The sequence below is a fragment of the Nocardioides stalactiti genome (genome assembly GCF_014180715.1).
GTDB lineage: Bacteria > Actinomycetota > Actinomycetes > Propionibacteriales > Nocardioidaceae > Nocardioides > Nocardioides stalactiti.
The window spans coordinates 37784-51509 of record NZ_JACEFC010000003.1; the positions used below are offsets into that span (position 1 = coordinate 37784).

A 13726-nucleotide genomic window follows, 5' to 3' on the forward strand; every position below is an offset into this window, starting at 1 on the left:
CGCTCGGATCCAAGTAGCAGAGTTCGGCCCCGCCAGCGACTGGCTGAACCAGCGGGGCCTACCAATCTTCGTCGCCCGGGCGATGAAGGTCAGCTTCATGGGATTTACCCCAGCGGCGCTCGCGCATTCAGACGGTGCGAACCCGCCACCGCGTGGCACCAGAGGCTCCTGCCAGCTACGACCGAGCCGCGGCAGTCCGGGATCAAGCTTGGTCCGAACATGACATCTGAATCGCCCTGGGTTTCTTGGAGACTCTGCTACTAGCCGGTGGCGCCGACCTCAAATCCATGATGGACCGCATTGGGCCACTCCCAAATCCAAACCACGCAGAAATTCCTGCACACCCTTGCCCGACACGACCGACCAACGCAACCTCGACGCCCTCACCCGCATCCAGACGAAAGGCCCCGTGGCTCAGGTATGCACACCCGCGGAACCGCAAGCATCCGGTGGTCTCAGTGTTGTTGTCCAGGCGGAGCCCCCGTCAGGGGCTGGAACTGCACGGGAAGGCCGTCCGCGGGCACCGGGAGCGAGGTGTTATCCCAGCGGACCCGATAGTTGTCGGGCACCGTCCAACGATAGTTCAACAGCATCTCGTGCAGGATCGCCTTGACCTCCAGGGTCCCGAAGTGCAGTCCGATGCATTTGTGAACGCCGCCGCCGAAGGGGATCCAGGCGTTTCGATGGGACTTGTCCTCCTGGCGCGCGGGGCCGAACCTGTTCGGGTCGAACGTGTCTGGCTGGGTCCAGCAGGTGTGGTCGAAGTGGTTTACTGCAGCGGCGACAGCGACCAGCGTGCCCGCAGGGACGTGGTGTCCTTGGACCTCAGTGTCTTTCACTGTCTTGCGCATCACCAACGGCACGGGGGCCACTAGGCGCAGCGTCTCCCTGATCACCAGGTCGAGGGTGGTCAGTCCTTCGAGGGCGTCGATGTCGACGGCCTTTCCGAGGGCGAGTGACTCGCGCCGGGCGGCTTCTTGCCACTGGGGGTGTTTGGCCAGGAAGTAGGCGGCCGCGGCGGTGGTGATGGTGGAGGTGTCGTGCGCGGCCATCATGAGGAAGATCATGTGATTGATGATGTCCTCGTCGCTGAAGCTCTCGCCGTCGGCGGTGGTCGCCTGGCATAGACCAGCGAACAGGTCGTCGCCTCCTCCAGCCCGCGTCGCGGGGAGGTGCTTGTGGAAGTAGTCCTCGAGCACCCTGCGGCCCTTGACGCCGGCCCGGAAACGGGTGCCGGGAATTGGCAGACGGACGATGGAGCTGGCCGCGCGGACGGTTGCGACGAAGGCCTCGTTGATGGCTCTCGTGTCCCCGCCGCCGCGGCCTCCCATGAACACCTCGGTGGCGATGTCCAATGTGAGGTCCTTCAGCAGCGGGTAGAGCCGCACGGGGCCGTCGCTCGACCAGGAAGCAACGCCCTCCCGTGCCTGCGGCGCGACCTGGTTCACGTAACCAGCGAGCCGGTCCCGGGTGAAGGCTTCCTGCATGATCCGGCGGTGCATGAGGTGCTCATCGAAGCTCATCAGCATCAGGCCGCGATGGAAGAACTTGTCGATCAGGAAGGTCCATCCGTCCTGGGAGAAGGCCTTGTCGGAGTTCGCGAGCACCGACTGAGTCGCCGAAGGTCCGGCCACGACCACCATTCGTGTGCCGAACGCGCCCATCCAGGAGACCGGACCGAGGCGAGCGTACCGGTCCCGACCCAACTGGGCGCCGAATCGGATGTAGTCCACCGTGTGACCCAGGAGCGGCCACCCCTTGTCGCCCTCGACCGGTCGCAGCCCGCTGCCCCGTGGTGGTTCGGCCAAGGGTCGGGTGGGCCATCGGTGCGTGAGGTCCAGTAGCACCTCATCCACCTTCCGAGGCGCCGGGAGCATCAGGATGGAGGAGCAGCGGTCGCGCAGCGCCTTCCGGGGCCTGAGGAGAAGCGGGCTCACGGGATCTTCCTTTGTGATCGGGTTGCTCTCAGGACTTCCGGGCGCGGTTTTCGTAGGCCATGCGCTCGGCTTGGTCGGCGGAGACCAGATGTTCCTGACCGAGACCCGGTGGGGTAGGCACGGGGTCGCGGTCTCTGCAGGAGCGAGGCGATTGCGTCGGCGACCTCTTCGGGCTCGGCGTTGCGCAGACCTCTCGGTCCGGCGATTCCGGTGACCAGCTTCGATGGTGGTGACGGGGGTAGCACCAACGAGACCTCGACGCCGCTGGTGCGGTGCTCGAGGCGGACCGCTTCGGTGAAGCCGATCACCGCCGCCTTGGTCGCGCAGTAGGTGGCGGCTCCGGGAACGAACGTTTCGCCGGCCATCGACGCAACGTTGATGATGTGGCCGCCATGTCGCGGCAACATCGACTCCAATGCGAGCTTCGTGCCCGTGATGACACCGTGAACGTTAATGTCGACCATGCGGCGAGCCACGTCGTCGGGTTCCTCCAGGGTTGGTCCGACGGGCATGATCGCGGCGTTGTTGATCAGCGCGTACGGCGTTCCGAGCCGGTCGGTCACCGTCGCGTAGAACGCACGGAACGACGCCGGGTCCGTCACGTCCAACCTGGCGGCGACCTCAATCCCGAGCTCGTCGGCCGCTGTGAGCACCCGCGACTCGTCGATGTCGCCGATGCCCACCTTGGCGCCGAGCGCGGTGAGTCTCTTGGCGGTGGCGTATCCGATGCCCCGTCCGCCGCCGGTGATGATGACAACCCGGTCGCGAAGTGATGTGGCTGTCACCGATTTCCTCTCGCGGACGCATCGACGGGAGTCCTGGTCCAAGTGATGGGGAGTGAGGCGTAGCCGCGGACCGGCCCCGAGCGGAGCCGGGTCGCGGCAGCGAGGTCGACGTCCCAGTCAGGCCATCGACGCAGAATGGTGGCGAGCGCGGCCGCGGCTTCCATGCGGGCAAGGGCTGCGCCTAGGCAGAAGTGGATCCCACGACCGAAGGCGACCTGGTGGTCCGGCTTGCGGTCGATGTCGAACACGTCGGCTGAGGGGAAGGCGCGTTCGTCGCGGTTGGCCGAGCCAAACAGCAGAAGCACGGTCGCTCCTTCGATCATGGTCTGCCCGTGCAGCCTCACCTCGCGGGTGAGGGTTCGGGAAAGGCCCTGGACGGGAGAGTCGTAGCGCAGCAGCTCCTCGACCGCCGGAGCGATGAGGGTTGCGTCCTCGGCCATCCTGCGACGGGCCTCGGGATGCTCTGCGAGGACGACAGCACTGTTGCCCAGCAGGTTGGTGGTCGTCTCATGACCGGCCACCAGCAAGAGCAGGCAGAAGCCGAGGAGCTCCTCTTCAGTGAGCCGCTCGCCGTTGACCTCGGCCTGAACAAGCGCAGAGATCAAGTCCTCACGTGGCCTCGTGCGTCGATCGGTCAGGAACTCGGCGAAGTAGTCATACAGCGCAGCGGCGGCCGCGAGCCCCGGGCCGGCCATGTCGAGCAACGGGTTGGCCTGGACCAGCGTGCTGGACCAGATCCGGAACTGGTCGCGGTCGGATCGCGGCACGCCGAGGAGATCGGCGATCACCATGGCCGGCAGCGGCCCGGCGAAGTCCTGGACGAAGTCGCACCCTGCCAGGTCCTCGAACGGCTCCACCAGCTCGTCGGCGGCCTCGTGAACCGTTGCGGCCAGGCCGGCGATCCGGCGGGCGGTGAAGACTCTGCTGACCAGCGACCGCATCTCAGTGTGCCGGGGCGGGTCCATCATGATCATCATCGGCAAGAACAACTCGGTCATGTCCACCGCCGAGCGCGTGGGGAAGATCCCGCGGGCCGATGAGTAGGTCCCCACATCGAGCAGGGCTGCCTCGACGTCGCTGTACCTGCTCAACACCCACGTGTTGCTGTTCTCCGCCCGGTAGAGCGGGCACCGCTCTCTCAACACCTCGTACACCGGGTACGGGTCCTGATGCACGGCTGGATCGAACGGGTCGTAGAGCTCCACCATGGCTGGGCCCCTTCCGCGAGCACCGGATGGTATTGGACCACGGAGTTAGACTGTTAGTCTAGACTCGTAGGTTATAGCCTCACGGGTTATAGCGACAGGAGACCGCCATGCGCCGTGTTCCGGCCCAGATCGCTGCTCGACTGCCGGGCGCTGCCGAACTGTTCGCAGATCGCGGCCTTGAGGACACCAAGGTTGAGGACATTGCCTCCGCAACCGGAGTGCCGAAGGCGACGCTCTACTACTACTTCGCGGGCAAGGAAGAGATCTTGGCGTTCCTTTTCCAAGACGCGCTTCAACAGATGGCCGACGAGGTCACCATGGCAGTGCAGGCCGCGGACTCGGCGGCGACCCGGTTGACCGCGGTCGTCCAAGCGCAGTTGCGGGTGATGGCTGATCAGCCGGCTGTGTGCCGAGCCCTCGTGGGAAACCTCGGTCGGGCGGGTCGCATCCCCGAGATCGCAACCGCCATCACCGAGGCCTACTACACACCGGTGCAACATCTTCTCGAGGAGGGCGTACGCGACGGGTCGCTCCGAGCGACCGAGGATCCTGCCACGACCGCGATGGTCTTGTTCGGCGCCGTCACCATGAGTGCACTGTCATACCTAGCCACGGACCGGCCACTCAGCGCCGAGAGTTTGAGCCCCTCCATCCTCACCGTGGTCCTAGAAGGGCTGCTACCCCCTGATTCGGCCCCACAAGAGTCCTGATGAGATCGCAACGCGGTTCAAGCCAACGCAAGACCTGGACAGCCGCCGCACCGGGCCGCCTGGCCCGACTCTGCTCAGCCGGAATTCGCTTCCCGCGGCTGGTGGTCCTCGGCTGGCTGATCGCGGCTGTCGCAGTAACGGTTGCGGTGCCATCGCTTCCATCGGTGGTGGAGCGAAGCAGTTCGGCGTTTCTGCCGGAGGACGCCCCCACGTTGAACACGTTGCATCGGATGGATGAGGCGTTCGGTTCGGGGCGCACCGAGTCCTTCGTCTACGTCGTGTTCAGCAATAGCGACGGTCTGCGCGCGGCGGATGTCCGGGCCTACCGCAAGCTGGTGCGGGCGCTGCAGGCAGACGAGGTGCGGGTCTCTGACGTGCAGCACTTCGTCGGCAACAAGGACGCTCGGCGCCAATTGGTCAGCGACGACGGCGAGGCCGCGTACATGGTGGTCGGGTTGACCAGTGGCGTGGGATCACCGGGCTCGGAGCGAGACGTGCACTGGCTTCGGGACGAGGTCGCCCAGGTGCCAGTGCCGCCTGGCACCACTACACACGTGACCGGTGACGCGGCGATGATCACGGACCTGACGACGGAGGTCAATGCCGCGTCGGTGAGGATCACGGTGATCTCGGCTCTGCTGCTGATCATGATCCTGCTGATCATCTACCGCCGGCTCACCACCGTGGTGATCACCGTGGTGACGATCGGGGTGGCGCTGGCCTGCGCTCGCGGGGTGCTCGCCTGGGCGGGTGAGCAGGGCTTGGCGCTGTCGACCTACACCGATGCGTTCGTCACCGCGATCGTGCTGGGCGCCGGCACCGACTATTGCGTGTTTCTGATCAGCCGGTTCCGGGAGGCCTACGGACGAAGCGACGACCCGATGGCGGCGGTTCGGGAGTCCGCGACCAGGGTGGGCCCAGCGTTGCTGGCCTCGGCCGGCACCGTTATCGTGGCTGCCTCGTGCCTTGGCTTCACCAAGCTGGCGATCTTCTCCACCACCGGTCCGCCGATGGCGATCTGTGTCGCGGTGACCGTCGCGGTGAGCCTGACCTTCACGCCTGCGTTGATGGTCTGGTTCGGGCCGCGGATCGGTCCCGCCCGGGCCCCGGCGCCGACCTCTGCGTGGTCGCGGGTCGGCCAGCTGGTGGCGCGGCGACCCGCTCGCGTGCTTCTGGTCGGCGCTGCTGTGCTGGTGGCGCTGGCCGCGTTCTTGCCCACCATGGTGATCTCCTATGACCAGCGCAACTCCCAGCCCGAGGGCACGCCGAGCAACCAGGGGCTGGAGGTGTTGGAGGAGCATTACCCCCGCAACGAGACCCTGCCTGACTACCTGCTGGTGGAATCGCCCCGGGACATGCGCAACCCCAAGGATCTGGCCGTGCTCAACGAGCTCAGTCGCGAGGTAGCCAAGGTGGACGGGGTCACCGGCGTGCGCAGCATCACCCAGCCGGCCGGAAAGCCGCTCAAGCCGGCTTCGATCGCCCGGCAGCTCAAGAGACTCGCCGAGGGGTTCGGCCGAGCCAGCGATGGCCTGGAGGAAGGACAACCCGGGCTGGAACGCCTCTCCTCGGGCAGCACCCAGCTTGCCGATGCGATCGATCAAGTCGCCGGGGGCGCCGATCGTGCTCGCGACGGTGTCAACAGGCTGGTGGATGGCACCACCGACCTCGCCGGGGGACTCGGCCGCGCCGCGGAGAACACGGAGAGCGCGGCACAGGGCGCACGCCGACTCCAACGGGGCGCCGCGACCTTGGCGACAGGGCTCCAGACCGCCCACGACCAAGTCAGTGTCGCCGTGGACGGGATAGGCATGATCGTGCAAGCGCTCAACCGTGACCTGCTCTGCACCGCCGACCCGGTCTGTCACCGAGCGCGCGAAGGGCTAACTGAGATCCACCGCGGCCTGAAGAACGAACTGCTTCCCGGCTTGCAGAAGGCAGCGGACGGCGCAGCACGCATCGCGAGCGGTCAAGGACGGCTGGCCGAAGGCCTCGACCGTCTCGCCGCCGGGTTGGACCAGGCCCAGCGCGGTGCCGACCGGATCGCCGGCGGGCAGCGGCTCCTGCGCACCAGGCTGGGACAGATGGCAGACGGCACCTCGCAGATCGCCGACAACGCCGACGCCTTCGCGCCCGGCATCGAAGAGCTCATCGACCAGACCAGCCGGCTCACCGAGAACCTGCGACGCTCGGAGTCCTACCTGAACAGAGTGAATCGCCAGGCCGACAGCCCCGAGGCCGGAGGCTTCTACCTGCCCGCGAGCGCCTTGCGAGACGAACGGTTCGCCTACGCGCGTGAAGTGTTCCTGAGCCCCGACGGCCGCGTGGCACGAATCCAGGTCACCGGCGACACGGATCCCTTGAGCCCGGACGGGCTACGCCGCTTCGAGGAAGTGCAGGAGACGGCCGAAACCGCGCTAGACCAGACGCGTCTTGCCGATGCCACCGTCAGCGGCACCGGCGCCGCCGGTCTCGGCGCCGACCTGAACCGCTACCTGCTCGACGACGCCAAACTCGTCCTCATGGCAGTGCTCCTGGTCGTCCTCCTCGTCCTCATCATCACCCTGAGGTCACTCGCCGCCCCCTTGTACCTGCTCGTCTCGGTGGCTCTGTCCTGCGCGGCAGCACTCGGCCTAACCACCCTGGTCTTCCAGAGCCTCCTCGGCCACGACATCCAGTTCGCCGTACCCGTGATCACCTTCGTGCTACTCGTAGCCGTCGGCGCCGACTACAACATCTTGCTGATGAGCCGCATGCGCGAGAACGGCACCACCCTGACCCGCGCCAAAGTTGCCGAAGCCGTCACCCTCACCGGCCCAGTGATCACCTCCGCAGGCATCATCTTCGCCAGCACCTTCATCGCCATCCTCACCTCACCAGTCATCACTCTCGCCCAGACCGGCTTCGCCGTCGCCACCGGACTGCTGCTCGACACCTTCGTGGTCCGCAGCCTCATCGTCCCCGCCTGCGCCGCACTACTCGAGAACCACAACTGGTGGCCGGCCTCCGCGACCCGGCGCCGCGGATCAACCACGACGGCACCATCCCCTGCAGCGTCCTGACCCCGGCCCGAAGCCCGAGCCCGGCACTTCCGGGTAGTCGAGCACGACTGCGACAAGAGAGGTTCTCCAACCTGATCGGGATGAGACGTCGTCGCCGGCTCCAGCCCGGGTGGAACACCAGAACGAGGAGGTCCCATCGCGAGGCGGACCTGTCATGAGCCACAGCGAGGGGCGCAGTCCCCGCGGTGGGCATGCTTCTGATCAAGCCATTGCTGTGGGCCAGGGTCGGCGCCGGCATCCACCCGGCATCCGCTGGACAGGTCCGGGCCTTGACACCCCGAGGGATCAGGCGATTCAGGAGTCACAACGAGCGCCGAGTAGCCGGCGCAAACCCTGCCAGCCAGCGCCAGGCCAGCCACGTTGAAGACCTACATGCGGTTCAGTGGCTGACATAGACAATCTTGTCGAGATTTCTACGACCTGAGTCCGAGGTACCTCAGCGCCACTTCAGTGATCTGGCGGCCCGTGGTGTTCATGTCGGCGTTCGGGAGGGCAAGGTGGCTCACGGTGAGCCGAACCAGCGCATCGGCAGCGTCATCGACGTCCGTCCGGTCGAGCTCGGGAAAGCTCTCCATGAACCACCCGACGAGCACCTCCGTGGATCGTTCGAGCAGCGTGAACGAGGTAGTCAGGAGGGGCAGGACGCCGAGCGGTTGATCCGTCGCGTCACGATGTGAGATCAAGACCGCCTTCAGCAGGGGGCTTCGCTCAGCCTCGCTGAGCGTGAACTGGACAGCGGCGGAGATGCCGGCGGCCGCGTCGGATCTGTGGCGTTCCAGTTCGAGGTGGATCCCTGCCAGAAATCTGTCGGCCTCGCGCAGCAACAGTGCGTCGCCCAGACTGGCCTTGTCACCGAAAACCTTGTAGAGCAGCGCCCTCGACGCGCCGGCGCGCTCGGCGATCTCGCTCATCCGGACCTTGTCCCAGCCCTTGGCGACTGCGAGCTCATACGCCGATTCGAGGATCAAGCCGCGGACGTGCCGTCGATAGGACTCTCGGACGCTCGGACGATCCACCCGGACAGCGTAATGGATCCTGTTTCATTCATGACGTGTGTCACGGACGGAGTCGCTGGCCACGATCGCGAATCAACGGGGGCGCACGGGCACGCAACGTCGAGGGGGTACAGAATTCCGATGTCGTCTACAATGAAGGCACTGAGCACCGTATTGTTGCGGTGCGTTGCCAACTCGGTTGACAGCATGGGGGAACGAGATGACGTCCGCACGTGGCTCGATCATCACGCCCTATCCGCATCGGATGGGCGGTCACTGCGGGTCAGGTGCCTTGCGTGACTTGATGCACTGGGCTGGATTGGGGTGGGGCGAACCTCCAAGCGAGGGCATGGTCTTCGCGCTGGGAGGGGCGCTCGACATCGCCTATGCACGTACCGGCGAGATGGTGCCACCGATCTATCTCGTCGGCCGAGGAGGCGATCTCGAGGTCGATCTGCCGAAGCGGCTTGGAGCAACGGTCTCGATGCATTCCACAGATGATGCCGACCTCGGCTGGACCTGGGTGCGCGACCGCATCGACGACGGCCAGCCGGTCATGGCGTGGGGGGACATCGGCGAACTCCCCTACCTCCGCGTCCGCCTGCAGATGAGCCGTCACGACATCGTGATCATCGGGTACGACAACGACCGCCGGATCGCGTTCGTCGTGGACAACGACCGCGAGGAAGTCCAAGAGGTCCCCTACGACGCATTGGCACGCGCACGTGCATCGACGTCCTTCCCCGTGCCGACCAGGCACACCCTCTACGACATCGCCTGGCCCGCCGCCGTGCCTCCGCTCCAAGAGGTCGCTGGAGACGCCTTCGCTCAGGCAGCCGCGACCATGCGCGGCTCGTCCGGCTCCGTCATCGCAGCTGTCGACACTGGCATGGTGGGGGCCAGGGGTCTCGAAGCGGCGCAACTGTTCGCCTCTGACATCCTGACCTGGCGCCAGCTTTTCGCCAACGACGAGCTCCATGTCGTGCTGCTCGGACTGGGAGCCTTCATCGAGAAGGCCGGCACCGGAGGGGGCCTGTTCCGGCGGCTCCTGGCGAGCGGTTCCGCGGAGATCGCCGAGCACCTAGGTAATCGCGACGTGAACCACCTGGCGACGGCAGCCAGGAACTGCGCGCGGGCATGGACCGAGGTGGCGCACCTGGCCTGGAGCAAGGATTGCTCCGTCGATGAGCGGTGGAGGGACGCCGGCTCTGCGGCCCAGGTGTTGCCGGGCTTGGAGTCAGCGTTGGCGGAGGCGTTGGACGCCGCCGCGCTCTCGTTGCAACGGGCGAGGTTGTCGCGGTGACCCTTCCGCCACCTGAAAGCATCCAGCCAAGCGCGTACGTCGACAGCGATCATCCGGCGGTCGTCGATTTCGCCCGCTCGGTGACCTCGGGCGCGTCCGATGACCGCGAACGCGCAAGTCGGCTGTTCGCAGCCGTGCGGGACCGCCTCCGCTACGACCCGTATAGCCTCTCGGCAGATCCCGAGCAGTACCGCGCGAGCGCCATCCTGACCTCAGAGTCGGCGTGGTGCGTCCCGAAGGCCGTCGCATTGGCGGCGGCGGCGCGCGCGGTCGAGATCCCTGCGATGTTGGGCTTCTCCGATGTTCGCAACCACCTTTCCAGTCCCAAGCTCCTCACGTTGATGGGCACGGACTTGTTCGTCTATCACGGCTGGGTGCAGATGTACGTCGGGGGTCAGTGGCGCAAGGCCTCACCGGCGTTCAACGGCGAGCTGTGCCAACGGTTCGGCGTCGCACCACTCGAGTTCGACGGCACGAAGGACGCCCTCCTGCACCAGTACGACGGCGCGGGCCGCAGGCACATGGAGTACGTGCGAGAGCGAGGCGTCTTCGCCGACCTCCCCTTCACCGAAGTCATGGAAGCCCTTCGGGCGACGTATGGGGGCATGCTCTACCCGAGGGGCGAGGATGACACCTTCTCGCCCGTCGAAGGCTGACACCACGCCCCCGCGGAGGTTGCGTTCTACACCTCCGGCGGCGATGGTTCGCTGGGTTCTGCGGGCCTCAACCGAACGGGCGGACCCTCGCCGCGCACCCGCTCCAACATGCCCACGATTGCCTCGAAGAGTCGGCGCGTGCCCTCACTGGCCGCCTCGTGCACTGAGCCACCCCCGCGAAGATCATCCAGGTCGACCGGCGGGCCGATCTCGATCAGCACTCGCGGACGGCGCAAGGGGTGCGGACGCTTGCTGTAGGCCGGCAGCAGTTCCTGCGCTCCCCACTGAGCCACCGGGAGAAGCGGCGCGCCCGACTCCAAGGCCAAACGCGCTGCGCCGTTCTTCATAGCCATGGGCCATCCATCGTCGGCCTTCGTAATCGACCCCTCGGGATAGACCAGGACCACTCGGCCGCTGCGGACGGCGGCGAGTGCAGCGTCGTACCCCTGACGACCTTCCTCTCGATCGACCGCGATATGACCAGCCGACCGGAACCACCAGCCAACTAGCCGACGATCGAAGAGGGCCGACTTGGCGAGAAACGCCGGGACACGGCGCTGGGCCAGGACCATCTCACTCAGCAACAGCGGGTCGACGTGCGAGACGTGATTAGCAGCAAGGATCACGCCGCCGGACCCGGGTAGCAGCTCCGTACCTCTCCAATCTCGTCGCCGCACCACCACGAGTATTGGCTTGATCACGGTGATCGCCACCCACCACGGCACGCCACGACGTTCCTTGTCATGCCCATGGGGACCATGCGCAGCCACGGCCTTCCGGGACCGAACGGAATCACCATGGACCGGCATGAGCAGATCATAGACATACTCCGATGTAATGTTCACCTCGTTGACAAACCTGACCCTTCTGTTTCACATTGGCCCTGTCCGCTCGCCCCCTGGTCCGACGTGCTCTGGAGCAGGATCGACGTGCCGGATCGGGTGATGAGGATGCGTCCGCTGGTTCTTACCGGACCACGTTCGACGGGCGGTCTTCTGCCTCGCTCGCAACCACTACCGACGAGGATGACAACCAGTGCCTGACCTTCCCCAGCAGCAGTGCCTCCTCCCAGGCTCGACAAGTGCGAACGGCACGGACCTCGACAGCTGGGTTCGCCTCATGAAGGACACCTCGCCGGCAGCCGAAGGCGAGCTCCTCCCTCCGCACTCCGCTACATGCGCCGGGTGCGGACCCGACAACCCTGCTGGCCTAGGTCTTCGCGTCGAAAACTCGGCAGCCGGTGTCCGCGCGGTCCACCGCTTCGACGATCGCCAGACTGGCGCACCCGGGATCGCGCACGGAGGCTTGGTCGCGGCGGCGTTCGACGACCTGTTCGGATTCTTGCTCTACAGCGTGGGACAACTTGCCGTCACCCGGTCCCTCACCGTGGAATACCTCCGACCAGTCCGGCTCCACCAGGACTACGTGTTCACGGCTTCGATCAACGATCGATCTGGGCGACGACTCCACGTCGCCGCACAAGTGGATGCACCGGACGGCACCGTTCACGGAACAGCCAAGGCAACCTTCGTGACCGTCGATCGCTCGCACTTCTCGCCCCCGCCGGCCCCATGAGCGAGACCGACCAGCTGCTTGCATCCGTGCTTCTGGACGACCACGGCGCTGCCGGTCCTTACCTGGGTTACGACAGGATCCGTACCACGGCCCCCGTCCTCATCGCTTCCAGCGGAACCGTGGTCCTCTCCAGTTGGCGCGCCTGCACTCAGGCACTTCGCGACCCGCGCCTCGGCAAAGCCGACGAGTCACTCGGGTTTCAACTCAACCCCGTGCCGCCAGAGCTCCAACAGACCACGCTGTCCCGCCTGCGTCGCACCATGCTCTTCCAGAACCCGCCCCACCACACGCGCCTCCGCCGACTCGTCTCGGACGTCTTCACGCCGCGGCACGTAGCGGATCTGGAGGCGCGGGTCGCGTCCACGACAGACACGCTGCTCGACCAGATCGAGGAGAGGCAGGGCTGTGACATCGTGGCAGACCTTGCCCTGCCGCTGCCGGTAGCGGTGATCGGGGACCTGCTCGGAGTTCCCTCAGCCGACCGACTTGTCGCCGCACCTCTGGTTCGTCATCTCCTCATCCCTCTCGAGCCTGCTGCGGACGTCGCCGGCATGCAAGCCGCCGCACGTGCAGAGGCGCAACTAGCGGACTACTTCGGCGACCTACTGAACGAGAAGCGCAGGCGTCCGACAAACGACCTCCTGTCGCGCTTGGCCACGAATCGTGACACAGGCGCACTCGACCAAGAGGAATGCGTCGGCACCGCGATGCTGCTCTTCGCCGCAGGGTTCGAGACGACGACCAACCTCATCGCCAACGGAACCGCAGCGCTCCTTGACCATCCCGACCAGGCTGACCGCTGGCGGCGCAACCCTGATCTCTCGCTCACGGCGATCGATGAGCTGCTCCGATTCGATGCGCCCATCCAGACCGATGGCCGAACCGCGATGGAGGCAACCGACCTTGACGGTGTCCCCATCGCACCCGGAACTATGGTGCTGCTCCTCATCGGCGCCGCCAACCGTGACCCCGCACGGTTCGAAGATCCCCACCGACTCGATCTAGGCCGACCCGACAGCGGATCGCTCGCGTTCGGTGCCGGGATCCACTACTGCCTGGGCGCTCCTCTCGCACGGCTCGAGGGCCGATTGCTCTTCCCGCGCTTGCTCGCCCGCTTCCCCGCCCTGCGGGCGAGCGCGCCGGCACGATGGCGCCCCGGCCTCACCTTCCGCGGGCTGCTGGAGCTGCCCGTCGCGACGTGATCACTTGACGGCCCCAAAGGACCAGCGGCCTGGAGGCGAGTGCCCGAAGATCATCAGAGAGCTCGGGGAGTCCGACAACCGAACCACTCGGGCTCTGACGCCGGGACGCCTGCACGCGCGCACGGTCGGGGTGTTCTCCGGGGCGGTGGAGGCGGCGATGACGAGGATCCAGGCGGCCAGCTGGACCGAGCAGCAGTCGATGCGCCCTGCTCAGCAGCCGTATCGCCGTCCCCAGGAACGCGCCCCGCGAGCTCGAGGGTCCGCGGCCGGCCGCATCGCTCGACCAGAAGAGC

Annotated in this window: 11 protein-coding genes; 6 read left to right on the top strand and 5 right to left on the bottom strand. The window is 66.3% G+C overall.

What is annotated here, in order from left to right:
- Nucleotides 1-455 precede the first annotated feature (455 nt).
- The 3 genes from H0487_RS01150 to H0487_RS01160 form a co-directional block, all read right to left on the bottom strand.
- The gene (locus tag H0487_RS01150) at nt 456-1808 is read right to left on the bottom strand and encodes a cytochrome P450 (RefSeq protein ID WP_246382855.1); all 1353 of its coding nucleotides are present in this window, start codon (nt 1806-1808) and stop codon (nt 456-458) included.
- A 125-nt stretch (nt 1809-1933) separates the two neighbouring features.
- Nucleotides 1934-2722: an SDR family NAD(P)-dependent oxidoreductase gene (locus H0487_RS01155; RefSeq protein ID WP_312855779.1), complete on the bottom strand. Its 789-nt coding sequence runs from the start codon at nt 2720-2722 to the stop codon at nt 1934-1936.
- Nucleotides 2719-3930 carry a cytochrome P450 gene (locus tag H0487_RS01160; protein ID WP_183092391.1) on the bottom strand — a complete coding sequence of 404 codons (1212 nt, stop codon included), beginning with the start codon at nt 3928-3930 and terminating at the stop codon, nt 2719-2721. Before H0487_RS01160 ends, H0487_RS01155 begins: the two co-directional genes overlap by 4 nt.
- Nucleotides 3931-4037: 107 nt before the next feature.
- Between H0487_RS01160 and H0487_RS01165 the strand changes: the two genes are divergently transcribed.
- A complete protein-coding gene (locus tag H0487_RS01165) occupies nt 4038-4640 on the top strand; it encodes a TetR/AcrR family transcriptional regulator (RefSeq protein ID WP_183092392.1) in 603 nt (200 codons plus the stop codon).
- Nucleotides 4640-7702, top strand: coding sequence for an efflux RND transporter permease subunit (locus tag H0487_RS01170; RefSeq protein ID WP_183092393.1), 3063 nt, complete (start codon nt 4640-4642; stop codon nt 7700-7702). Before H0487_RS01165 ends, H0487_RS01170 begins: the two co-directional genes overlap by 1 nt.
- Nucleotides 7703-8115: 413 nt before the next feature.
- On the opposite strand, the gene H0487_RS01175 is transcribed toward H0487_RS01170, so the two are convergent.
- A complete protein-coding gene (locus tag H0487_RS01175) occupies nt 8116-8718 on the bottom strand; it encodes a TetR/AcrR family transcriptional regulator (RefSeq protein WP_183092394.1) in 603 nt (200 codons plus the stop codon).
- A 244-nt stretch (nt 8719-8962) separates the two neighbouring features.
- On the opposite strand from H0487_RS01175, the gene H0487_RS01180 reads away from it, so the two are divergent.
- Both H0487_RS01180 and H0487_RS01185 read left to right on the top strand, forming a co-directional pair.
- Nucleotides 8963-10000, top strand: a complete 1038-nt coding sequence (locus H0487_RS01180; protein WP_246382857.1) for a BtrH N-terminal domain-containing protein — start codon at nt 8963-8965, stop codon at nt 9998-10000.
- Entirely contained in the window at nt 9997-10656 is a 660-nt protein-coding gene (locus H0487_RS01185; protein ID WP_183092396.1) for a transglutaminase domain-containing protein, read from the top strand. Before H0487_RS01180 ends, H0487_RS01185 begins: the two co-directional genes overlap by 4 nt.
- Before the next feature lie 26 nt (nt 10657-10682).
- Here the strand turns inward: H0487_RS01185 and H0487_RS01190 are convergent, their stop codons facing one another.
- Nucleotides 10683-11501, bottom strand: a complete 819-nt coding sequence (locus H0487_RS01190; RefSeq protein ID WP_312855780.1) for a lysophospholipid acyltransferase family protein — start codon at nt 11499-11501, stop codon at nt 10683-10685.
- A 274-nt stretch (nt 11502-11775) separates the two neighbouring features.
- On the opposite strand from H0487_RS01190, the gene H0487_RS01195 reads away from it, so the two are divergent.
- Entirely contained in the window at nt 11776-12231 is a 456-nt protein-coding gene (locus tag H0487_RS01195; protein ID WP_183092397.1) for a PaaI family thioesterase, read from the top strand.
- Nucleotides 12228-13433, top strand: a complete 1206-nt coding sequence (locus tag H0487_RS01200; RefSeq protein ID WP_183092398.1) for a cytochrome P450 — start codon at nt 12228-12230, stop codon at nt 13431-13433. Before H0487_RS01195 ends, H0487_RS01200 begins: the two co-directional genes overlap by 4 nt.
- Nucleotides 13434-13726 lie beyond the last annotated feature (293 nt).

Coding starts and splice junctions, on each gene's coding strand:
- H0487_RS01160 (WP_183092391.1), bottom strand. CDS start 3,930: ATGGTGGAGCTCTACGACCCGTTCGATCCAGCCGTGCATCAGGACCCG.
- H0487_RS01165 (WP_183092392.1), top strand. CDS start 4,038: ATGCGCCGTGTTCCGGCCCAGATCGCTGCTCGACTGCCGGGCGCTGCC.
- H0487_RS01170 (WP_183092393.1), top strand. CDS start 4,640: ATGAGATCGCAACGCGGTTCAAGCCAACGCAAGACCTGGACAGCCGCC.
- H0487_RS01180 (WP_246382857.1), top strand. CDS start 8,963: ATGGGCGGTCACTGCGGGTCAGGTGCCTTGCGTGACTTGATGCACTGG.
- H0487_RS01195 (WP_183092397.1), top strand. CDS start 11,776: ATGAAGGACACCTCGCCGGCAGCCGAAGGCGAGCTCCTCCCTCCGCAC.
- H0487_RS01200 (WP_183092398.1), top strand. CDS start 12,228: ATGAGCGAGACCGACCAGCTGCTTGCATCCGTGCTTCTGGACGACCAC.